At 43.0% G+C, this 19,858-nt stretch carries 23 protein-coding genes; 9 read left to right on the forward strand and 14 right to left on the reverse strand.

The window, feature by feature from the left end; translation table 11 throughout:
- Positions 1-158: 158 nt before the first annotated feature.
- Complete coding sequence (locus MHH61_RS07515) at positions 159-422, forward strand: spore morphogenesis/germination protein YwcE (protein WP_008345491.1); 264 nt, start codon at positions 159-161, stop codon at positions 420-422.
- Between the two features lie 78 nt (positions 423-500).
- Here the strand turns inward: MHH61_RS07515 and qoxD are convergent, their stop codons facing one another.
- From qoxD to MHH61_RS07555, 8 genes are all read right to left on the reverse strand, one after another.
- The gene (gene qoxD / locus MHH61_RS07520; RefSeq protein WP_012011667.1) at positions 501-881 is read right to left on the reverse strand and encodes a cytochrome aa3 quinol oxidase subunit IV; all 381 of its coding nucleotides are present in this window, start codon (positions 879-881) and stop codon (positions 501-503) included.
- A 1-nt stretch (position 882) separates the two neighbouring features.
- Positions 883-1,500 carry a cytochrome aa3 quinol oxidase subunit III gene (gene qoxC / locus MHH61_RS07525; RefSeq protein WP_024423834.1) on the reverse strand — a complete coding sequence of 206 codons (618 nt, stop codon included), beginning with the start codon at positions 1,498-1,500 and terminating at the stop codon, positions 883-885.
- Positions 1,500-3,458: a cytochrome aa3 quinol oxidase subunit I gene (gene qoxB / locus MHH61_RS07530; protein WP_024423835.1), complete on the reverse strand. Its 1,959-nt coding sequence runs from the start codon at positions 3,456-3,458 to the stop codon at positions 1,500-1,502. Before qoxB ends, qoxC begins: the two co-directional genes overlap by 1 nt.
- A 27-nt stretch (positions 3,459-3,485) precedes the next feature.
- Positions 3,486-4,442, reverse strand: a complete 957-nt coding sequence (gene qoxA / locus MHH61_RS07535) for a cytochrome aa3 quinol oxidase subunit II (RefSeq protein WP_087977856.1) — start codon at positions 4,440-4,442, stop codon at positions 3,486-3,488.
- A gap of 517 nt (positions 4,443-4,959) precedes the next feature.
- Positions 4,960-6,042, reverse strand: coding sequence for a Xaa-Pro peptidase family protein (locus MHH61_RS07540; RefSeq protein WP_024426426.1), 1,083 nt, complete (start codon positions 6,040-6,042; stop codon positions 4,960-4,962).
- Between the two features lie 12 nt (positions 6,043-6,054).
- The gene (gene galT, locus MHH61_RS07545; protein WP_024426427.1) at positions 6,055-7,566 is read right to left on the reverse strand and encodes a UDP-glucose--hexose-1-phosphate uridylyltransferase; all 1,512 of its coding nucleotides are present in this window, start codon (positions 7,564-7,566) and stop codon (positions 6,055-6,057) included.
- Between the two features lie 35 nt (positions 7,567-7,601).
- Positions 7,602-8,594, reverse strand: coding sequence for a UDP-glucose 4-epimerase GalE (gene galE / locus MHH61_RS07550; protein ID WP_122631595.1), 993 nt, complete (start codon positions 8,592-8,594; stop codon positions 7,602-7,604).
- Positions 8,594-9,781 (reverse strand): galactokinase, encoded by a 1,188-nt coding sequence (locus MHH61_RS07555; RefSeq protein ID WP_125585790.1) that lies wholly within the window; start codon positions 9,779-9,781, stop codon positions 8,594-8,596. The genes galE and MHH61_RS07555 overlap by 1 nt, the downstream gene beginning before the upstream one ends.
- 175 nt (positions 9,782-9,956) lie before the next feature.
- Between MHH61_RS07555 and MHH61_RS07560 the strand changes: the two genes are divergently transcribed.
- Positions 9,957-10,802, forward strand: coding sequence for an AraC family transcriptional regulator (locus tag MHH61_RS07560; protein ID WP_024423841.1), 846 nt, complete (start codon positions 9,957-9,959; stop codon positions 10,800-10,802).
- Positions 10,803-10,836: 34 nt separating this feature from the next.
- On the opposite strand, the gene MHH61_RS07565 is transcribed toward MHH61_RS07560, so the two are convergent.
- Both MHH61_RS07565 and MHH61_RS07570 read right to left on the reverse strand, forming a co-directional pair.
- Positions 10,837-11,094 carry a hypothetical protein gene (locus MHH61_RS07565; protein WP_024423842.1) on the reverse strand — a complete coding sequence of 86 codons (258 nt, stop codon included), beginning with the start codon at positions 11,092-11,094 and terminating at the stop codon, positions 10,837-10,839.
- 27 nt (positions 11,095-11,121) lie between these two features.
- Positions 11,122-11,505, reverse strand: a complete 384-nt coding sequence (locus MHH61_RS07570) for a GtrA family protein (protein WP_012011676.1) — start codon at positions 11,503-11,505, stop codon at positions 11,122-11,124.
- A gap of 455 nt (positions 11,506-11,960) precedes the next feature.
- Here MHH61_RS07570 and MHH61_RS07575 point away from each other — a divergent pair, with 455 nt between their 5' ends.
- The 5 genes from MHH61_RS07575 to MHH61_RS07595 all read left to right on the forward strand — a co-directional run bounded on the left by MHH61_RS07575 (position 11,961) and on the right by MHH61_RS07595 (position 15,712).
- Positions 11,961-12,101 carry an anti-repressor SinI family protein gene (locus tag MHH61_RS07575; RefSeq protein WP_008345506.1) on the forward strand — a complete coding sequence of 47 codons (141 nt, stop codon included), beginning with the start codon at positions 11,961-11,963 and terminating at the stop codon, positions 12,099-12,101.
- Between the two features lie 300 nt (positions 12,102-12,401).
- The gene (locus MHH61_RS07580) at positions 12,402-13,091 is read left to right on the forward strand and encodes a bifunctional 2-polyprenyl-6-hydroxyphenol methylase/3-demethylubiquinol 3-O-methyltransferase UbiG (protein WP_125585788.1); all 690 of its coding nucleotides are present in this window, start codon (positions 12,402-12,404) and stop codon (positions 13,089-13,091) included.
- A complete protein-coding gene (locus MHH61_RS07585; RefSeq protein WP_125585786.1) occupies positions 13,084-13,752 on the forward strand; it encodes a glycosyltransferase family protein in 669 nt (222 codons plus the stop codon). The genes MHH61_RS07580 and MHH61_RS07585 overlap by 8 nt, the downstream gene beginning before the upstream one ends.
- 107 nt (positions 13,753-13,859) lie before the next feature.
- Entirely contained in the window at positions 13,860-14,174 is a 315-nt protein-coding gene (locus MHH61_RS07590; protein WP_125585784.1) for a DUF485 domain-containing protein, read from the forward strand.
- Entirely contained in the window at positions 14,171-15,712 is a 1,542-nt protein-coding gene (locus tag MHH61_RS07595; RefSeq protein ID WP_024423846.1) for a cation acetate symporter, read from the forward strand. Before MHH61_RS07590 ends, MHH61_RS07595 begins: the two co-directional genes overlap by 4 nt.
- 27 nt (positions 15,713-15,739) lie before the next feature.
- Here MHH61_RS07595 and MHH61_RS07600 read toward each other — a convergent pair whose 3' ends face one another.
- The 4 genes from MHH61_RS07600 to MHH61_RS07615 form a co-directional block, all read right to left on the reverse strand.
- Positions 15,740-16,114: a nuclear transport factor 2 family protein gene (locus MHH61_RS07600; protein ID WP_125585782.1), complete on the reverse strand. Its 375-nt coding sequence runs from the start codon at positions 16,112-16,114 to the stop codon at positions 15,740-15,742.
- Between the two features lie 133 nt (positions 16,115-16,247).
- Positions 16,248-16,916 carry a thiamine phosphate synthase gene (gene thiE / locus MHH61_RS07605; protein WP_125585780.1) on the reverse strand — a complete coding sequence of 223 codons (669 nt, stop codon included), beginning with the start codon at positions 16,914-16,916 and terminating at the stop codon, positions 16,248-16,250.
- Entirely contained in the window at positions 16,903-17,727 is an 825-nt protein-coding gene (gene thiM / locus MHH61_RS07610; RefSeq protein WP_125585778.1) for a hydroxyethylthiazole kinase, read from the reverse strand. The genes thiE and thiM overlap by 14 nt, the downstream gene beginning before the upstream one ends.
- Before the next feature lie 17 nt (positions 17,728-17,744).
- Positions 17,745-18,632 carry a LysR family transcriptional regulator gene (locus MHH61_RS07615; protein ID WP_024426436.1) on the reverse strand — a complete coding sequence of 296 codons (888 nt, stop codon included), beginning with the start codon at positions 18,630-18,632 and terminating at the stop codon, positions 17,745-17,747.
- Positions 18,633-18,797: 165 nt separating this feature from the next.
- On the opposite strand from MHH61_RS07615, the gene MHH61_RS07620 reads away from it, so the two are divergent.
- Both MHH61_RS07620 and MHH61_RS07625 read left to right on the forward strand, forming a co-directional pair.
- Positions 18,798-19,181, forward strand: coding sequence for a CidA/LrgA family holin-like protein (locus MHH61_RS07620; protein ID WP_034621912.1), 384 nt, complete (start codon positions 18,798-18,800; stop codon positions 19,179-19,181).
- Positions 19,175-19,855, forward strand: a complete 681-nt coding sequence (locus tag MHH61_RS07625; protein ID WP_024423852.1) for a CidB/LrgB family autolysis modulator — start codon at positions 19,175-19,177, stop codon at positions 19,853-19,855. The genes MHH61_RS07620 and MHH61_RS07625 overlap by 7 nt, the downstream gene beginning before the upstream one ends.
- Positions 19,856-19,858: the final 3 nt, after the last annotated feature.

Below are 19,858 nucleotides of genomic sequence, written 5' to 3' on the forward strand. Positions count from 1 at the left end.
TGGAATAAGGCCCATTTTCCAATTATTACGTTTACTTCAAAGTCAATTGTGGTATAATACTTGTAACAAAATGTTCACAATATCTCCTAAAAACAGACACAATTGCATCCTGACCTCTCATTTGATTTGAATATCAACTTACAAAGGAGTTGGATACGATGGATATGTTCTTTGCGTACCTATGTATTGCAACGGCTACACCCCTGTTTTTATGGCTGGAAAACAGAAAAATTGCATTAGCATCTATTCCACCCATTATGATTATGTGGATTTTCTTCGGTCTTTACATGACAAGCAGTTTATCTCCAGCAGGACATACCTTCATGATCGCATTCTTTGCCATTAACGTGATTTTGGCTCACATTGCAGCGTTCCTCATCTACGGACTTCCATTCATTCGCAAAAGATTCAGCAGCCGATAGATATCGCCCAACTATTGGAAGCGTTATCACCCATCATGATAAAAACCACTCACCTTCAAGAGATGAGTGGTTTTTTTATTATTTCTCTGAATGCTCAGACTGCTTTGGCGCAGACGGTGAATACCCGTCTTTACTGTTCTCTCCGTGGCTGTAGTGAGCCGCAAAGATCCAAACAGATCCGATGACGAAGATAATCGCACAGAACAGACCAAACAAAGTATTTCCGACTTGAACAGTTCCATTCTCGCTCTCTGTCATGTGCATAAACATGAACAGCTGCAAGAATGCTTGAATGAACGCAAAACCAAAGATAATCCATAGTTTTGCGGAACTGCCAATTTCAGCTCCAATCGCAATCCAGAATGCTAAGACTGTCAGCACAATGGATAGGATAAAGCCAACTACGTGTTTCCAAGGGAAGTGTTCGTGCTCTGCTGAGGAATGTGTTTTTCCAGCCATATCACAAAAGCCCCCCTAATCCGATCAAGTAAACAGCTGTGAAGATGAAAATCCATACAACATCAAGGAAATGCCAGTATAGACTTGAGATGAAAATCTTCGCTGCTGTTTGTGGAGTTAATCCACGCTTTTTAATTTGGAACAAGATCCCGGTAATCCAGAAGATACCGATCGATACGTGTAGTCCGTGAGTTCCTAAAAGTACAAAGAATGCAGACCAATACGCACTTGTATGGATGCTCGCACCTTCATGTACATAATGGAAGAACTCGAAAAGCTCAAATCCAACGAAGCCTGCACCTAGAAGCAGTGTGAGAATCGTCCAAATGACAACCCCTTTTGTACTTCCACGGCGCATTTCATGAACAGCAATCCCGCATGTAAATGAACTAACCAATAGCAGGAATGTCATGATCAATACAAGCTTCATATCAAACAGCTCAGCTGGTAAAACGCCGCCAGCTGTTCTGCCATGTAGAACAAAGTAGGTCGCAAAAAGTGTTGAGAACAACACGATTTCCGCGCCAAGGAATATCCAGAAACCAAGGATGTTTAAACGTCCGGTTTCAGACTGATATTCAAGCGGTGCATTTGCATAGCTGCTATCATTATGTCCCATTACTTCTGCGCCTCCTTATTCTTTTTCTCTGTTTCAATGACTTCTTCAACAGGAATATAGTAGCCATCGTCATATTCGAATGAACGTAAAATCATCGTTGCGAATACACCGATTAAGCCAATAACACCAATCCAGTACCATTCAAATACAAGACCGAATGCACCAAGTCCAAAGAATGCAGACATGATCAGCGGTCTGCCTGAATTATGCGGCATGTGAATTTTCTTGAATTCTTTTTCAGGATGAACGTCCACATTGTTTTGCTTCCAATGATGGAATGCATCTGGTGTTGTCACTTCTGGAAGTGCTGCAAAGTTATAATGCGGCGGAATTGCAGAAGATGTCGCCCAGTCAAGTGTACGTCCTTCTCCCCAGCTGTCTCCAGACACTTCACGTTTTGAGTGTCTCCAGCTGTAGTAAATGTTGTAGCAAAGGATGATGAATCCGATACCCATCATAAATGCACCAATTGTTGAAATAAAGTTGAGTGCAGTCCAGCCATCTTCTGGTCCATACGTATAAATACGTCTTGGCATTCCTTGCAGTCCTAGGAAGTACTGCGGGAAGAAACAGATGTTAAATCCGATCATGAATACCCAGAAGAACCATTTGCCGATTCTTTCGTTTAACTTGTAACCAAACATTTTTGGATACCAGAAAACAAGACCAGCAAAACAAGCAAATACAGTACCTGCGATTAATACATAGTGGAAGTGGGATACAAGGAAGTACGTGTTATGGTACTGGTAATCCGCAGCTGCCATCGCAAGCATAACCCCAGTTACACCACCGATTACGAAGTTCGGGATGAAACCAAGTGCCCAAAGCATTGGTGATGTAAAGCTGATACGGCCTCGATACATCGTAAAGAGCCAGTTAAAGATTTTCACACCTGTTGGTACAGAAATCGCCATTGTTGTAATCGAGAAGAATGAGTTAACCGCTGCACTGTTCCCCATTGTAAAGAAGTGGTGAACCCACACAAGGAAACTAAGAACAGAGATTGCCACAATTGATACAACCATCGCTTTGTAACCAAACAACTGCTTTCTTGAGAACGTCGCAAAGATTTCTGAGAAAATACCGAAAGCCGGCAGGATAACAATATATACCTCAGGATGTCCCCAAATCCAGAAAAGGTTCGCCCAAAGCATCGGCATACCGCCTGCTTCGAGTGTAAAGAATGCAGAACCGAATAAACGATCAAATGTCATAAGTGCTAAAGCAACTGTTAGTACAGGGAATGCAAACACGATGATGACAGACGTAATCAATGTTGTCCATGTAAACATTGGCATACGCATAAGTGTCATACCTTTTGTACGCATTTTTAAGATGGTCACCATGAAGTTAATACCTGTCATAAGTGTACCAATACCTGCAATTTGGAGCCCGAGCAAGTAGTAGTTCTGTCCAGGTCCTGGTGAGAAATCATTTCCGGCGAGCGGCATGTAACTCGTCCAGCCTGCACTTGGTGATCCTCCAATAACGAAGGAAATGTTGAACAGCATTGCTCCGACCATAAATGTCCAGAAGCTAAGGTTGTTCAAATAAGGGAATGCAACGTCACGTGCACCAATTTGAAGAGGAACAACGACGTTGATTAAACCAATTAAAAATGGCATCGCCATGAATAGAATCATGATCGTACCATGCGTTGTAAAGATTTCATTATAGTGGTTTGAATCTAAAAACGTATTATTAGGAAGCGCCAGCTGCGCGCGCATCATCAGTCCGTCTACCCCACCGCGGAAGAACATAATCACAGCAGCAAGGATATACATGATTCCAAGCTTTTTATGATCAACTGATGTCAGCCATTCTTTCCAAAGCCATTTCCACTTTTTAAAGTAGGTTAAAACAAACACAATGGCAATGGAAGTAAGAGCGATAGAAATTTGCGCACCAAGAATTAATGGGTCTCCAGTTACAAAAAACTCATCCCATTTTAAATGCATAACGGCCTCCTCCTTTCCTTAGTCAGTTTATTCTGTTTCTAATTTTCTTTTATAGTTCTTCACATTCTCGAAAGGATCTGTCTTGGAATGCGGAGAAACTGCTTGATAACCTAAACGTTTGCGTGCTTGGAGTGCATATTCAGAATCTTCTCCGTGCTTCGCAAAGGATAAATGTGTTGATGAGAATGTCTGCACATCTGCAGCATCAGGAAGCATCAAGTAGTCATACGTTTTCTTCGTTAACTTTGGTGCTTCTTTCTTCGTTTTGTTTACCCATTTATCATAGTCAGACTGCGTCATCGCATTGACTTTGAATTTTTGCTGAGCAAAGCCCTCGCCTGTGAAGTTGGCGTTTCTTCCTTGGTATGTGCCTACTTCATCAGCTTGAAGATATTGTTCCATTTCCATTCCAGCCATCGCATACTTCTCCCCGCCTAGCTGAGGAATCCATAGTGATGCCATTGTATCAGCGGAAGTGATTTTGAATAAAACCGGCTGATCTTTTGGAATGTTTAAGTAGTTCACTGTCTCAATATTTTCCTCTGGATAACTAAAGATCCATTTCCAATCAACAGCTGTCGCATAAACGACGAGTGGATCTTTATGGCTTGTTGCTTGAGGTGCCTCTTCCAAAGAGTAAATTGTTTTTACAGTTGGAATCGAAAGAGCAGCAACGATTAATATTGGGATCACTGTCCAGACAACTTCTAGAAGCGTATTCCCGTGTATTTCTGGGTTATAAGAGGCGTTTCCAACGTCCTTACGCTCACGGTATTTAACCAAAATGATGGTAAACAGTACAAATACCGCACCAACGATAAAGAGCATGAATCCAATAGATAAAAGGATTAAGTCTTTTTGTTGTGCTGCGACTGGTCCTTTAGGATCTAAAACAGCGATATTGCTGCAACCTCCTAATACAAAAACACTCACGAGCATCGCTAATAAAAGCATAGGTTTAATGGCTCTGAACAAGAAGATCACCATCCTTCCTTAAATAATGTATAAATTGCTGAATAATTGTGAAAAGCCATCTGCCTTCGAAAACTTTTCTTCCCTTTGTAATGCTATCAAAATCTGTTAGAGTTAGCTTCCCTTTTTTCAAAAGTTCATTTATTTTTCAACAGATTTCTCTCAAAATGTCATAAATTCGACATAAATTTATATTATTGCACACACAATAAATTTCTAGGATTTTGAAAAGTTGAGAGTTGAAGGCAAAGGACAAACAATCAAGAACTTTGTCAAATTTAGGTTTACCACAATAAAAAAGTTTGGTCAAATTTCAATTTAACTTAATGAAATTTTATCTAGGTAAACAATTTCAAAATAGGTATCCCCACATTTAACAAAAACCTTACTTATTTTAACGCAAGTTGACAAGAAAAGAAAGTATCGATCCTCTGACTATGCGGTGTAAGAATTGGCAATCATGATGAATATGTGGAATCCCGCTAAATGACTTCCAGCAAAAAACCGGCTCAGCGCCGGCATTCTGCAGTTATTCTTCTCTCACTAAAATATCAGGGCGTCTATACATGTCCCCTTCATGCTCAACGTCAATGTATGTCCACTTGCCTGTATAGGTTAAAAAGCGGTTCCCCTCTTTCTCTACGACCATCGTATCCTCTGACTTCAATCCAGGCAATGAAGGGTTCCAAGTAAACACTTGTTGCAGCTGAATTTCTTCCTTCGATGAGGGAACTGCAATGATTTCTCTAGATACAAAGCCCGTTTTTCCCCCTTGATGAAGCTTTTTCCAGCTATCAGGGAAGCCTTCTTTTTCATACTGAGCAATACCTGCTTTCAATACATCTCCCAATGTCTTACCAGGGCGCGTGGCGGCATTCATGACCGTGTCAATTCGTGCAAGCCGCTCTTTGTTCTCTTCAAGCTCCTTTGGAAGCTGACCGAAGTAAACAGACCTTGTGACATTCGCCACGAGTCCATGCCGTTCAGCGCAAAGAACAACAAGCGCATGCTTTTGAAGTTTTTTGTCTGTCGGAATTGGATGACGGTATTGATGAATCCGGTCATCTGTTGCCACAAGCAGTACTTCTATCGTCATTCCCTGCGCGATCGCTTTTTGAGCCGCAAGCGAAGCGATTTCGTGCTCCGTCTGTCCTGGAACGATTTCTTTACAGACACTCTCTACAATGACTGCTGTTTCATGACAAAGCGTTTCATATTGGCGGAGCTGTGATGCAGAAAGAATGGATCGGACTTGCGACAAATCCGGCTCGATCCATTCGAATCCATCCATTTGAATGTCTGACCCGATCCGTTTGTCTTTTGTGAGTGTTTGAATGTGTGCCGTATCATCCTCAAACCAATCCATCGTTACCACTTGAAATGGGTGATCGATATAGGCCATCTCTTCTTCAATGATCCGCTTTTCTTCCATTTGATTCACAATGAGGACGATGTCATCTTTTAACACAAGCAGCTTGCACACGCCCTCTGGTGTATTTAACACGATGTGATTTCTTCTTCCTCCTGTCAGCCAGGAGAAGTTATTACGCTTTTGAATCAAGACACCGTCGAGCTGTTTTTCTTCCATTAATGTTCTTACTTGTTCAATCATCTAATCACCTGCCTATATGAGTGTATGAATGAAACGTTTAAAAGCTGTTTTCCCTTGCTCGGTTCTTTTAAACACACCCGCCTGTGAGAGAATACGAGAAAAAATCATACCGACTTCTTTTTGTAAAATGGCTTCTGTATTGTCCTCTGTAAAGGTGTTCTCTTCAAGCAGGCGCTTTGCCCATGTTTCGTGTTTCGTGATAGCAGGGCGGGCTTTGATTTCTTCAAGGGGGTTTTTGGATAAGAGCGCTTCTTTTAATTGGCTTAATTCCTCTGCTAATCTACCAGGAAGAACGGCAAGACCCATCACTTCAATTAATCCGATATTCTCTTTTTTAATATGATGGACTTCTTCGTGCGGGTGGAAAATTCCATCCGGGTGCCGCTTGTTTGTACGATTATTGCGCAGCACTAGATCTAATTCATAGTCATCGCCATGGCGGCGTGCAATGGGTGTAATGGTATTATGCGGCGTCTCTCCAGTATGAGCTAGCAGCTCCACTTCTTGATCTGAATACATTTTCCACTTGGTTAAGATAAAGTCTGCGGCGTCTGCAAGCGTCTGCCGGTCGCTGCTTCGAAGCCGGATGACAGACATCGGCCATTTCACAATGCCAGCCCTCACATTCGGAAAGGCATTCAGAGAAAAGACCTCTTCCACCTCCGCTTTCGCCATCGGAAATTCATGCGCACCGCCCTGAAAATGGTCATGACTTAATATACTGCCCCCGACAATCGGAAGGTCGGCGTTCGATCCGATGAAATAGTGCGGGTATATATATATGAAAGAAAGCAGTCGTTCAAAGGTCTTTTTGGTGATGCTCATCGGCTCATGTTCGCCTTTGAACACAATGCAGTGCTCGTTGTAATACACATAAGGTGAAAATTGTAGAAACCAAGATTCATCTGTGAGTGTCACAGGAATAATCCGGTGATTCTGTCTCGCTGGATGGTTGATCCGCCCCCCAAACCCAACATTTTCTTTACAAAGGAGACAAAGAGGATATTGCTTTTGACTAAGCCTTTTGGCTTCAGCGATTGCTTTTGGGTCCTTTTCAGGCTTTGATAGATTAATTGTGATCTCCAGCACGCCATCATCTGTTGGTGTAAACCACTGCACATTTTTGGCGATTCTGCCTGTATGAATATAGTGTGCGTGCTGCTGCATTTCATAGAACCAGCTTGTAGCCGCCTCTGGCCCTTCATGCTGGCGTTTCTCTTCAAACTTTGCGTAGATGACACTTGGAGGCGCCACCAAGCATCCCATGATTTTCGCATCTAGTAAATCGCGATACGTATCCGTCCCCTCAGGGATAAGGCCAGTCTCAACTGCCCAATCCAGCATCGGCATTAAGATGTCTTCAAGCTCCGCCTCCCCTGAGACTGTTCTTGGCTCAGCTTCATCCAGCCCAAGCACCTCTAGCAGCCGATTTCTCGTATAATCGATATCTAGTCGTGTGATCAGCTCATGATTGATCCCGTATTGAATCAGCTGTTCCAGTTTTTCAAAAATATCAACCGCCATTCTCTCTGTCCCCTCTCTTGCCTGCCTGTTATGCGTTATTTACTCTGGTAGCCGTCTGGATGCTTCTGAAACCAATCCCACGCACTTTGAATGATGGTGTGAAGGTCAGCATATTGAGGTGTCCACCCTAATTCCTGCAACGCTTTTTCAGAAGAAGCAATCAGCTTTGCTGGATCTCCCGCGCGTCTGTCAGCCACCTGTGCTGGGATCGCATGTCCCGTGACGTTTCTAACAGCATCTACTACCTGCTTCACGGAGAAACCAGTGCCATTCCCTAAGTTATATGTTGCACTTTCTTTTCCAGCGCGCAGACGATCAACAGCTAAGATGTGCGCATCTACTAAATCCATGACATGAATGTAATCCCTAATACACGTGCCATCCTCTGTCTCATAATCATCACCGTAAATCATGATCTGATCTCGTTTTCCTAAAGCCACTTGCAGAATAATCGGAATGAGATGTGTCTCAGGCTGATGATCCTCTCCGACAAGTCCTTCTGTATGAGCGCCAGCTACATTAAAGTAACGAAGCACAACGTATTTCATTCCATATGCCTGCTCAGACCACTTCAGCATTTTTTCAATGGCCAGTTTCGTTTCTCCATAAGGATTGGTTGGATTCGTCTCATCCGTTTCAACGATCGGCACTCGCTTTGGTTCACCATATGTGGCAGCGGTTGAAGAGAAAACGATGTGTTTCACATCAAATTCATTCATCACCTGAAGTAAGGCTGTCGCTCCTCCAACGTTGTTGTCATAGTACTTTAGCGGGTCTGTTACACTCTCGCCGACAAGTGAATCTGCAGCAAAGTGCATCACCGCTTCTATTTGATGTGTTTTGAAAACCTGTCTTAAAAAATCTTGATCTCGTAAATCTCCCTCTTCTAAAACAGCTCCCTTCAAAACAGCTTCTTTGTGGCCTGTCTGCAAATTATCCACTACCACCACTTGTTCACCTTTCGCTAAAAGAGCCGCTACCGCATGACTGCCAATGTACCCTGCTCCCCCGCACACTAAAATCGTCATTACACTTCCTCCTTCGTGAGTTCTCTTGCGCCGCCTCCAATTCCAGCTGTGTAAAAAGAGGCTTGCATACCCGTCTTTTCTTGATAAATTGCACCAGTTTCTTCTATAAATGATGCCAGCTGCTTTTCTTTCACAATACTGATCGTGCAGCCGCCAAAACCTGCACCCGTCATCCGGGAGCCAATCGTTCCAGGATGGAGCCAAGCGGCTTCTGCAAGTGTATCTAGTTCAAGTCCAGTCACTTCATAATCATTCTTTAAAGAAAGATGAGATGCCTTCATGAGGGCGCCTAGCTTTTCAATTTTATCATCTTTCAAAAAATTTATCGCTCTCATCGTCCGCTCGTTTTCTGTCACTACGTGTCTTGCACGTTTGCGGCATGTTTTATCCTGAATCAAATGGGCATGTTCGACAAATTCATCTGCCGTGAGCTCACATAAGTGGGCAAGATCGATTTCTTTTCGTAAATCGTTTAAAGCTGATTGACACTCTGACCGGCGTTCATTGTATTTGGAGTCTGCCAGTGTCCGCTTTTTGTTTGTATTGGCAATGACAAGCGCCAGTCCCTCTTGCCGAAACGGACTGTATTGAAAATCAAGGGTATCGCAATTGAGCAAAATGGCGTGATCTTCTTTTCCAAGAGCAATTGAAAACTGATCCATGATGCCGCAATTGACGCCAATAAATTCATTTTCTGCACGCTGCGAAAGGAGGGCAAGACGGGCATTTGAAACACCGAATGAATGCCATTCATTGATGAAGACAGCGGTGACAAGCTCAATCGAGGCAGAGGAAGACAGGCCTGCGCCATTGGGAATATTGCCGCCGTATACAATGTCAAAGCCTTCTTCTATCTTCATCCCTGCTTCGATAAACTGATGGAACACCCCCTTCGGATAATTCGCCCAGCCATCCGATTCTAAGTAAGCGATTTCAAAAAGGTCGAATTCTTTCACACCATCGCCATCAAAGTTCAAGGAATACATTCTCACGCGGCCATCTGTCCGCTTTGCACATGCTGCATATGTACCGAGAGTGAGCGCACAAGGGAATACATGACCTCCATTGTAATCTGTATGTTCACCAATCAAGTTCACTCTTCCCGGGGCAAAAAAATAGCGAAGTTCTTCTTCTCTATCCCCAAATTGCTGGTGAAATGCCGTGCGTAACATATCGATCATATCCATTCCCCTTTTCTCTTCTGATACTCTTATTTTAGTTGCCTGAACTGCGTAAGTTCAATGGTAAAAAAATCGTTAAAAAATACCCTTTTTTTGCTGTGAATGGTACGATGTGATATGAGGTGTACCATGATTCAAAATAGAAAAAGGTTGTTTTTTGCTGTGAAGGAGGTTTTCCAATTTGAAGAAGGAAGCATTTGCATTTCGTTTTCACCATTCTGATGTTACATTGCCGGCACAAATATGGTCTGTTGGCTGGGAGGTTCAATCATCTTCGTTATACAGCTGGAATGGCGTGGAGCGGAAGGATCAGGGCAAGTGCATCTTTCAGCTCACACTGTCTGGACATGGCATGATTGAAATCGGACAGAAGCGGTTTAAAGTCTTGCCGGGGCAGGCCTTTCTTGTGAAAAGCCCTAGTGCCTATCAATATTATTTTCCAGAGGACAGTGAGCATTGGGAATTTCTCTATTTGACGCTTTATGGGGAAGCCTGTGATCTTTGCTTTGACCAATTTATAGATCAAGGAAAGCAGGTCATGCGTTTTCATCCTCATTCCAAACCGATCCGCCTGCTGAAGAAAATTTATGATGAAGCCAGTGAAAGACGGATTACCAATCCATTTGAGGGGTCTAGCCTTGCTTATCAATTTGTCATGGAACTGTATTCATATTTGCCAAAGCTTGAGGGACAAATGGAGAAATGGCCAGAGCCCATCGTCCAAGCGGCCTTGTTTGCCAGCCATCATTTTCACGAGGAAATTGGCCCAGACGATATGGCAGCTGCGGCACGTTTATCCAAAAGTCATTTTACGAGAGAATTCAAAAAGGCCACTGGCTTCACACCTATTCACTACTTAACCAATATCCGGTTAGAAAAGGCGGAAACATTACTAAAAACAACGAAATACTCGATTGAAGAAATCGCCATACAGTGCGGCTACCGAAATGCGAATTACTTGAATAAAGTCTTTCGAAAGAAAATCGGCATGTCTCCAAAGCAACTGCGGGAAACAAGCGATGCATAATAAAAAGCAGCCGCTGCATCATAGGCTGCTTCTTTTACGCTTTTGACAGGTCAACATGAATTCTCCCTTGTCTTAAAACAATGGTCATTTGCGTATCAGGGGTCATTAAATTTTCTAAAATGTCCGTTGCCGTTTGAAGCGCAATGTCCATTCGGTTGATCTTTTCCTTTTCTTGTTCCGAAAACGCTTCTGGATGTGCGGTCATTTCTTTGACTAGCCTCAGCACTTGTTCATGCTGCTTTTCTGTTTGTTGATATATGGCATCATATAAGTCGTCTGGCCTGCTGCTCATTTCACATCACCTATCTTTTTTTATGTGTTAAATCGCATCTTCTTTTGTTTTCTTGAAGACGAACCACTTACTGGCGACATAATTGACCACCACAATCACAAAGTTGACGAGAATTTTTGCGACGGTTTCATTGAGCGCCATTTGGCTCACAAATAAAATCATCAGCCCCAGATCTACACCTAGAGACATGAGACGGACACTAAAAAATGAAGAAAGCTCACGCATGAGGCTTTTTGTGTCACGAGCCTTTTGCTTGAAGACATACTTCTTATTGGTGATATAAGCAAAGAGAACAGCAAATACCCATGAAACAACCGTAGCTGTTTTGTAATCCATGGAAAACATCTCAACGAATAAATAGAAGCTGACAATATTGACAATGGTTGTACACACACCCATCACAAGATACATGACAACTTCTTGATACTTTTGAAAAAGGCTATACATGTCTTTCTTCATTCCTTCTTGGTGGTTTCTGTTTCTTTTAGAATACCATCTTGAGAAGAACTTCCCAAACGAACAATATGTATGTCCTGCAAAGATGAAATTTGTTCTACTCGATGGCAAATGTCAAAGCAATTGGTTTATATGAGTCAAATGTTTTAGGTCTTTATCATTATTTTAATTTATAATCTTTCAACTGACTTTACAATTGTTTATTATTAGAAGTAAGATTTCAATATTTATGGGTTTTTTAGTCATTTTTTTAGGGACGTGGTAGGTGATAGATTTTACAAAATAGGTTAAATGTCATCATTTTTCGACAAAATTTATTTTGCGCTGTTTTCAACCACACGTACAGTTACTAGACGGTTTGTTCAAGTCATTGGTTGCAGTGAATATGTCTTATTGAACTGGAGGATATTATGGATACGCAAGTGAAAAGAAGAGTTGACGAAGAGTGGGTTTATTTGATTCAGGAAGCGAAAAAAATTGGACTAGGCATCGAAGAAATACAAGCTTTTTTAACATCCAACGGTGATCAGAAGATGATAAACAAACCGTAAATCAACGCCGTTATCCTTTGTCTTTCAGACTGCTTTGGCTATAAGTTCTGACCTGTCAATTGACCTTTTGAAAATCCTTTCATGACGATACGCTACAATAATTGAACACCTCTCCATACCAATCCCTTCACTCAATGGGGTTCTGTCTTTCTATATTAGGAGGACAGTCCATTTCCTGTTCTTTATATGATCCCTTTTTAGCCGCCATTCATGAAAATTGTCCTTCTCTCGTTATAAAACCAAGCTGCTCTCCCATATATTAAGCATGAAAACAACGAGAAAGAGAAAGGTGGGTAGAGCGTGAGTTCAGATTCCCTTTCGTATTATCACCAAAAAAAGGATCAGTATTATCATGGGGTAAACCCGGTCATCGTCAGCCGTATTCGCGCGGAATGGACGTCTTTATTGGATATCGGATGCGGCACAGGCAAGCTTGGAAAAGTCCTGAAACAAAAGGGCCGGACCATTTATGGCATTGAGTCATTTGAAGATGCAGCAAAAGAGGCGGTACAAGAGCTGGATCATGTTCTCTGCGGAAATATTGAACAGATGGCTCTCCCTTATCAACATGAACAATTTGACTGCATTATTTTCGGAGACGTCCTCGAGCATTTATTGGACCCTTGGGCCGTTTTAAAAAAGGTGAAACCCTTCCTTAAAAAAGAGGGTGCCATCCTGTCATCTATTCCAAATATCGGCCACATTTCAACGGTTTTAGAATTACTGGCCGGCAGATTTACTTATACAGATGCAGGGTTAATGGATCAAACACATTTACGTTTCTTCACCCTTCATGAAATACATGCACTCTTTCATTCAGCGGGTTTTCGCATTCGCGAATTCGAGGCCATTCGCGTACAGCATCCTTCCTATGCAAGCGTGTTGAATGATCTACATGAATTACTCATGAAACACGGCATTCGTTCTGATTTTCACGAGTCTGCTACAGCCTATCAATATGTGGTCGAGGCGGTTCCATTTCATGAGTAATCCGACGATTCTGTTTGTTTTATGTGTGAATGATGAATCGATGTTTCAAGCTTGCTTCCGGCAGCTGGCTTCACTTCCGGCTCCTCATGGATACCATGTGGAGGTCTTACCAATCAGACATGCATCAAGTATGACCTCTGCATACAATGAAGCCATCACTCATCCAGCTCAGTTTAAAATTTATCTTCATCAGGATACCTTGATTGTCAAACAGCATATGCTGCTTGAACTCATCCCGCTTTTTTTACAAAATCCATCACTTGGCATGGTTGGCGTGATTGGAGCAGAAAACGTGCCTGACAATGGAATTTGGTGGGAGAGTTCTGATTGCAGGGGAAAAGTCATTGAATATCGTCACGACACCTATCAGCTGCTTTCGTTTGAAAGAGACCGTCAGCAGCCCGAAGCGCAAGATTATATCAAAGCTGCGGCCATTGATGGTCTATTCATGGCAACACAATACGATGTGAGGTGGCGTGAGGACCTCTTTGACGGCTTTCATTTTTATGATGTCTCGCAGTCCTTTGAATTCACTCAGAAGGGCTATGAAGTTGGGATTGCAAGACAAGAAGAGCCTTGGTGTATTCATCAATGCGGAGATCATTTTGACGCAGAAGCGTATGAAAAAGCGAGAGAAACATTTCTTGCAAATTATCGATAGAAAGCACCCTTTTCGGGTGCCTTTTTTATGATATACTGTCATAAACAGCCAGATCGTCTCATATGCATTGGAGTACCTTGTCCCTAATTCGTACAAAGGAGGAAACAATGGCAGACAAAAAAGTTCATTATAAGAAGGTTGCCGCTTCAGAGGATTTTCGAAAACTTCTTGAGGAAAAACGCAGATTTATCGTACCGATGACGATTTTCTTTTTTCTCTTTTACTTTTCACTTCCGGTTGCTACATCCTACTTCACCTTTTTGAACACGCCGGCAATTGGCGCGATCTCATGGGCTTGGTTATTCGCCCTCACACAATTTGTCATGACCTGGGTTTTATGTGGACTTTATGCGAAAAAAGCAGCTAAGTTCGACAATCATGTAAGCGCTTTAAAAATTGAATCAAGAGGTGATGACGAATGAGCATGACCGCTTTTATTTTGTTCGTAGCGATCGTAGGGCTCACATTGGTCATCACATATTTTGCTGCGAAAAAAACAAGCAATGCGAGTGATTTTTACACAGCAGGCGGAGGTCTGACTGGGTTTCAAAACGGCCTTGCCATTGCTGGAGACTATATGTCTGCTGCATCATTTTTAGGGATTGCTGGAATGATCGCGTTAAACGGATTTGACGGCTTTTTCTATAGCATTGGTTTTCTAGTAGCGTATCTTGTCGTTCTTTACGTTGTGGCTGAACCGCTTCGAAATCTGGGGAAATATACGATGGCCGATATGATCGCTGCACGATTTAAACGCCCTGCTATTCGAGGGGTTGCCGCCTTTAATACCATTACAGTTTCCACTTTTTATATGATTGCACAGCTCGTTGGAGCAGGTGCATTAATCAAGCTGCTTCTTGGCATTGATTACTGGATCGCGGTGCTGATCGTAGGTGTCCTGATGACCATTTATGTCGTGTTTGGCGGCATGATTGCGACCAGCTGGGTACAGATCACAAAGGCTGTGCTTCTCATGCTTGGGACATTAATTATTTCTCTGCTTGTGTTTGCAAAATTTGATTTTAGTCTGCTGAAGATGTTTGAACAGATGAAAACTGCAACCCCGCTTGGTGAATCGTTTCTTCACCCGGGAAATAAATATGATGTGCCTTTAGAAACCCTGTCTCTTAACCTCGCCTTAGTGCTTGGGACAGCAGGTTTGCCACATATTTTGATCCGTTTTTATACGGTAAAGGATGCGATTTCTGCGCGAAAATCGGTTCTTTCTGCTACTTGGATCATCGGGATTTTTTATTTAATGACGGTTTTCCTTGGCTTTGGCGCTGCTGCCTTTGTTGGAACAGAAGCGATCACGGCAGCAGATGCAGCAGGGAATATGGCCGCACCTCTTCTGGCACAAGCCCTTGGAGGAGATTTATTATTTGCCTTTGTTTCCGCTATTGCCTTTGCGACTATTTTGGCGGTGGTAACTGGTCTCGTCCTATCCGCCGCGTCTGCTTTTGCCCATGACTTTTATAGTCAGATTATCCGCAAAGGAAAAGCGAGTGAGCGGGAGCAAGTGAAGGCGGCGCGCTTTGCTTCAATCGGCGTGGCGATCCTCTCTATCATTCTTGCATTATTTGCCCAGTCCTTAAACGTCGCTTTTCTTGTGTCTCTTGCCTTCGCAGTGGCGGCAAGTGCGAACTTACCTTTGATTATCTTCACTGTTTTTTGGAAACGATTTAACTCTACGGGTGCCATCGCAGGAAGCTTAACAGGCCTTCTGAGCGCACTGATCATTGTCTCGCTCAGCCCAAGCGTCTGGGACCCGTCAGGAGCAGCCATCTTCACAGGAGAGCCGCTCATCCCGCTGTCGAACCCTGGGATTATCTCGATTCCACTCGGATTCCTTGCCGCATACTTAGGCACGATATTCTCGTCTGAAAAAGCAGATGAAGACACCTTTACGGAAATTCAAGTAAAGGCACATACAGGCATGCATATGGATACTGATTCATAAGGAAAAGCCGGCTGCTCAGCCGGCTTTTTAATAGATCTGTAATAACTCTGGATTTTTCCGAACGTTTTCGAAATAAACGATCTTCCCTTGGTCGTCCAGCTCTGCAATATCAATTCCTTCTGCTGTATAGACACGCCCATCCGAAAGTTTTCCACAAACAGCCCAGTTTGTTTCATACTTTCCATCTTCTCTTTTAATCCATCCATCCCACATATGCTTAATCTCTTCATGTACGTGGAAAAATTTTTCTAAAATTTGTGTGAACCCTTGGATACCAGACTTGTTGTCGCCATTTATGACAACTTTGACATCGTCAGAAAACAATGCCAGCAATTCCTCCAATTGCTCCTCTCCTCTTCCCACTTCATCATACCGGCGAAAATACGTATCGAGTACATCCATGTTCATTCTCCTTTATTTACCTGTCATTTCGATAATGATCGAACTATTTGATTATACATAACGATTCTTCTCCTGTCTATTTTCCCCGACATAAGAAAAGACATGAATTGATTCAATCCATGTCTCCTTCAGATTAAAGAGATGCTTTTTCTGATACAACAAGTGATTTTAGCTCTTCTGCTGCCTTTATTGGATCAGCACTCTGGCTAATGGCGCTAATGATGCTAATGCCATCTGCCCCTGCTTGTATGACTGGTGCAGCATTGTCGTATGTGATCCCTCCGATACCAACAATCGGAATCTGAAGGCCATGACGGCGGACTTCAGTGATCAAAGACACACCCTGGACACTGCGTGTATCCTTTTTCGTTTCCGTTGGATAGACTGGGCCCATCCCGACATAATCTGCTCCGTCCTTCATGGCTTGTTTTACTTCGTCTAGGTTATGCGTCGACACGCCTAATATTTTATTCCCGATCCTTTGTCTGACGTCTTTTGCGTTTGTGTCTTCCTGTCCAACATGAACGCCATCTGCATCAAGATCAATCGCTAGCTGTACATCATCATTCACAATAAAAGGAACATTTGCTTCTTGGCAAAGCGCTTGGATTTGACGTGCCAATTGTTTCTTCTCTTCACCTTGCAAGGCTTTTTCACCCTTCTCACGAAATTGAAACATGGTGATTCCGCCTTGAATGGCCTCTTTCACAACATCAAGCGGCAGTCTCGTTGTATTCGTTGTGCCCATAATAAAATAAACCGATAATTGCTGTTTGATTTGCTGTTGCTCAGCCTTTGTCATGTGAAATTCCCCCTATTTTTCCTAGTGTCAGCACATCTTCGCCGGTTGTGTGTGATAGCGCGTTTAACAATTCCATTTGAAAGGTTCCCGGTCCTTTATCCTTTGCATTCAGAGCTGCCCTTTCAGCGGCGACACCATAAAACAGTAATGCCGCTGCCGACGCATGAAGCGGCGGTTCACCCGCTGCACAAAATGCTCCGATGACAGACGTCAGCAAACAGCCCGTTCCCGTCACCTTCGTGAGCCATTCATGTCCATTATGAATGGACAGCACCTCATCTCCATCTGACACCACATCGACTTTCCCTGTGATCACCACTATTGTATGAAGTGCAATGGACGCTTGTTTGGCTAATGCCGATACATCTCCATTGGCGGCTTTCGCATCAACGCCTTTTGACTCCCAGCCATCCACTCCAAGTAAATGAGCCACTTCAGCAGCATTTCCTCTGACAACGGTCATTTTCACTTTCTTTAACAGCTGTTTAGCGGCATTCGCTCGAAACGTTGTCGCACCGACGCCGACAGGATCTAACATAACAGGTACACCTTTTTCATTGGCGGCTTGTCCAGCGAGTATCATAGCTTCCACCGTCTCTCTGGTCAGTGTGCCAATATTAAGCACAAGTGCATCCGCTAATTGCGCCATTTCAGCCACTTCTTCTTTGGCGTTTGCCATGACTGGCGAAGCACCTAAAGCAAGCAGTCCATTCGCTGTAAAATTCGTCACGACTTGATTGGTAATATTATGAACGAGTGGATTTTTTTCTCGAACCTTCTCCAATAAATGAGCCGCGCAGCTTGTTTTCATCCGTATCGTCCTCCCTTTTACTCTGCATCCCACACATAGGATTTCGTATGCTTTAACCATTCTCTTGCCGCAAACGACAAATAGCGGTCTTTACGCCAAATGACACCTAAATGCCACGGGATCGACGGGTTTAGGGAAATGACCTTTACCTTTTCAGGATCAAGATCACGGCAGATTCGTTCTGGCAGAAGTCCAATCCCTAAGTTTTCAGCTACCATTTCACTAATGAAATCCCACTGAGACGTTTCATAAATGACATTTGGCCGGAATCCCGCATTCATACATTCATTCAAAATCCGGCTGTGCAGAACAAAATCTTCTCTAAAGAAAATAAAAGACTCTTCCCTTAAATCAGCTAAATGTACTTCCTCACGACCAGCCATCGGATGGGATGGATGCGTCACGAGCTTCATGTTCTCTTTAATAATGGTGTACGTATGAAAAATTTTATCATTTGCAGGCAGAACAATGACACCAATATCAAGCGACCCATCCTCGACCCCTTCCTCTACTTTAATAGAGCCGTGCTCAACCAATTGAAATGTGACATCTGGATATTGCTGGCGGAATTCCCCCATGACATTCGGGAAGAAACTTGACCCAATCATCGGCGGCAGTCCGATTCGAATATGCCCTTTTTTCACATTCATTAAATCATTTAATTCGTTCGTTAAATTCTGAAATGACTGTGCGATTTCACTCGCTTGTGTATACATGGTTTGGCCAGCATCTGTCATTTCAACCTGCCGGCCATTGCGGTAAAATAACTGCACCCCCAGCTCATCCTCCAGGTTTTTGACCATCTTGGAAATGGTCGGCTGCGATACGTAAAGGGACTGCGATGCTTTCGTGAAGCTCTTTAACCTTGCCACTTCTAAGAAATATGTTAAATGTCTGATGTCCACCTGATTCATCCTTCCTATAGACAAAAGGAATAATTACTATTCGATATATGTATTTTACCTATAACTGAACGTGCTGTACACTTTAAAGTAAGCTCATCACTTGGAACGTTGTCATGTTTTTGTGAAATAGTGAACAATTTATATAGAAAAAGGAGTGAACAGAAAATGAAATTGCTCAAAAAGCCGCTGATTGCTGCCCTTCAGATTATGGCCTTGTTTATTTTTGCGAAATTCATGAATGTGCTGGCGGCCTTTTTGCATTTAAGAATCCCAGGCACGATCATAGGCATTCTTGTCATTTTCTTATTACTTCATTTTAAGATCATTCAATTAAAATGGATAGAACTTGGCGCCGTATGGCTGCTCGGAGAACTGCTGCTTTTCTTTATTCCATCAGCAGTTGGTGTCATTGATTATGGAAAACTGCTTTCTCAATCTGGCACAAGTATTGTCCTTGTCGTCTTAATTAGTACGTTTGTGGTCATGCTCTCAACTGGTATCATGACGCAAATGATTGCGAAACGAAAGGAGCGGAAAAAACTATGTTAGTTGGCGGACTATTTCTGATTTTAACAGTTCTTTTATATCTCGGATCAAAAGCGGTGTACAAACGGCATCCGAAGGTTTATGTCTCACCGTTACTTGTCACTCCGCTTGTCCTTGTCGTCTTGCTGTTAATCGTCAACATTCCTTACGATGCTTATAATCAAGGCGGGAAATGGCTCACGAATATGCTGCAGCCTGCGACTGTTGCTTTTGCCATTCCTTTATATAAGTATTTTCATATCCTGAAGAAGCATGCAGTGGAAATTATTTTGAATGTGGCTTGCGGCTCTGTCATTGCGATCTTATCAACGGCATTTATCGCCAAGTTGTTTCATCTGGACACAGGCCTTATTGAGAGCCTTGTCCCAAGATCGGTCACAACACCTGTAGCGATGAGTGTGTCAGAAATGATCGGCGGCATGCCGTCCGTTACGGCCGTATTTGTCATTTTAACCGCACTGTTTGGATCGATTATCGGTCCAATGGTGATCCGTTATTTCCGCATCGATAATGACATTGCCATGGGGGTCCTGCTTGGAACAGGTGCACACGGTGCAGGAACATCGAAGGCCTTTGAAATGAGCTCCGTCTCAGGGACGATCTCAAGTGTATCGATGATTATTTCAGCCATTATTACATTATGTGCAGCGCCTATCCTTATGTCGTTTGCCTTATAGAAA

Origin of the sequence: Bacillus sp. FSL K6-3154, from assembly GCF_040869395.1 — a bacterium.
Lineage (GTDB): Bacteria > Bacillota > Bacilli > Bacillales > Bacillaceae > Bacillus > Bacillus safensis.

Bases quoted from the DNA above. Each gene is read 5' to 3' on its own strand.
- MHH61_RS07565 (WP_024423842.1), bottom strand. From the start codon at position 11,094: ATGAGCAGCAGGCCAGACGACTTATATGATGCCATATATCAACAAACA.
- qoxB (WP_024423835.1), bottom strand. From the start codon at position 3,458: ATGCATTTAAAATGGGATGAGTTTTTTGTAACTGGAGACCCATTAATT.
- MHH61_RS07600 (WP_125585782.1), bottom strand. From the start codon at position 16,114: ATGGATGTACTCGATACGTATTTTCGCCGGTATGATGAAGTGGGAAGA.
- MHH61_RS07555 (WP_125585790.1), bottom strand. From the start codon at position 9,781: ATGGATATGATCGATATGTTACGCACGGCATTTCACCAGCAATTTGGG.
- thiE (WP_125585780.1), bottom strand. From the start codon at position 16,916: ATGACAAAGGCTGAGCAACAGCAAATCAAACAGCAATTATCGGTTTAT.
- MHH61_RS07570 (WP_012011676.1), bottom strand. From the start codon at position 11,505: ATGTATCTTGTGATGGGTGTGTGTACAACCATTGTCAATATTGTCAGC.
- qoxC (WP_024423834.1), bottom strand. From the start codon at position 1,500: ATGGGACATAATGATAGCAGCTATGCAAATGCACCGCTTGAATATCAG.
- MHH61_RS07575 (WP_008345506.1), top strand. From the start codon at position 11,961: ATGGATACGCAAGTGAAAAGAAGAGTTGACGAAGAGTGGGTTTATTTG.
- galT (WP_024426427.1), bottom strand. From the start codon at position 7,566: ATGGCGGTTGATATTTTTGAAAAACTGGAACAGCTGATTCAATACGGG.
- MHH61_RS07540 (WP_024426426.1), bottom strand. From the start codon at position 6,042: ATGATTGAACAAGTAAGAACATTAATGGAAGAAAAACAGCTCGACGGT.
- MHH61_RS07515 (WP_008345491.1), top strand. From the start codon at position 159: ATGGATATGTTCTTTGCGTACCTATGTATTGCAACGGCTACACCCCTG.
- galE (WP_122631595.1), bottom strand. From the start codon at position 8,594: ATGACGATTTTAGTGTGCGGGGGAGCAGGGTACATTGGCAGTCATGCG.
- thiM (WP_125585778.1), bottom strand. From the start codon at position 17,727: ATGAAAACAAGCTGCGCGGCTCATTTATTGGAGAAGGTTCGAGAAAAA.
- qoxD (WP_012011667.1), bottom strand. From the start codon at position 881: ATGGCTGGAAAAACACATTCCTCAGCAGAGCACGAACACTTCCCTTGG.
- MHH61_RS07585 (WP_125585786.1), top strand. From the start codon at position 13,084: ATGAGTAATCCGACGATTCTGTTTGTTTTATGTGTGAATGATGAATCG.
- MHH61_RS07590 (WP_125585784.1), top strand. From the start codon at position 13,860: ATGGCAGACAAAAAAGTTCATTATAAGAAGGTTGCCGCTTCAGAGGAT.
- MHH61_RS07620 (WP_034621912.1), top strand. From the start codon at position 18,798: ATGAAATTGCTCAAAAAGCCGCTGATTGCTGCCCTTCAGATTATGGCC.
- MHH61_RS07625 (WP_024423852.1), top strand. From the start codon at position 19,175: ATGTTAGTTGGCGGACTATTTCTGATTTTAACAGTTCTTTTATATCTC.
- MHH61_RS07595 (WP_024423846.1), top strand. From the start codon at position 14,171: ATGAGCATGACCGCTTTTATTTTGTTCGTAGCGATCGTAGGGCTCACA.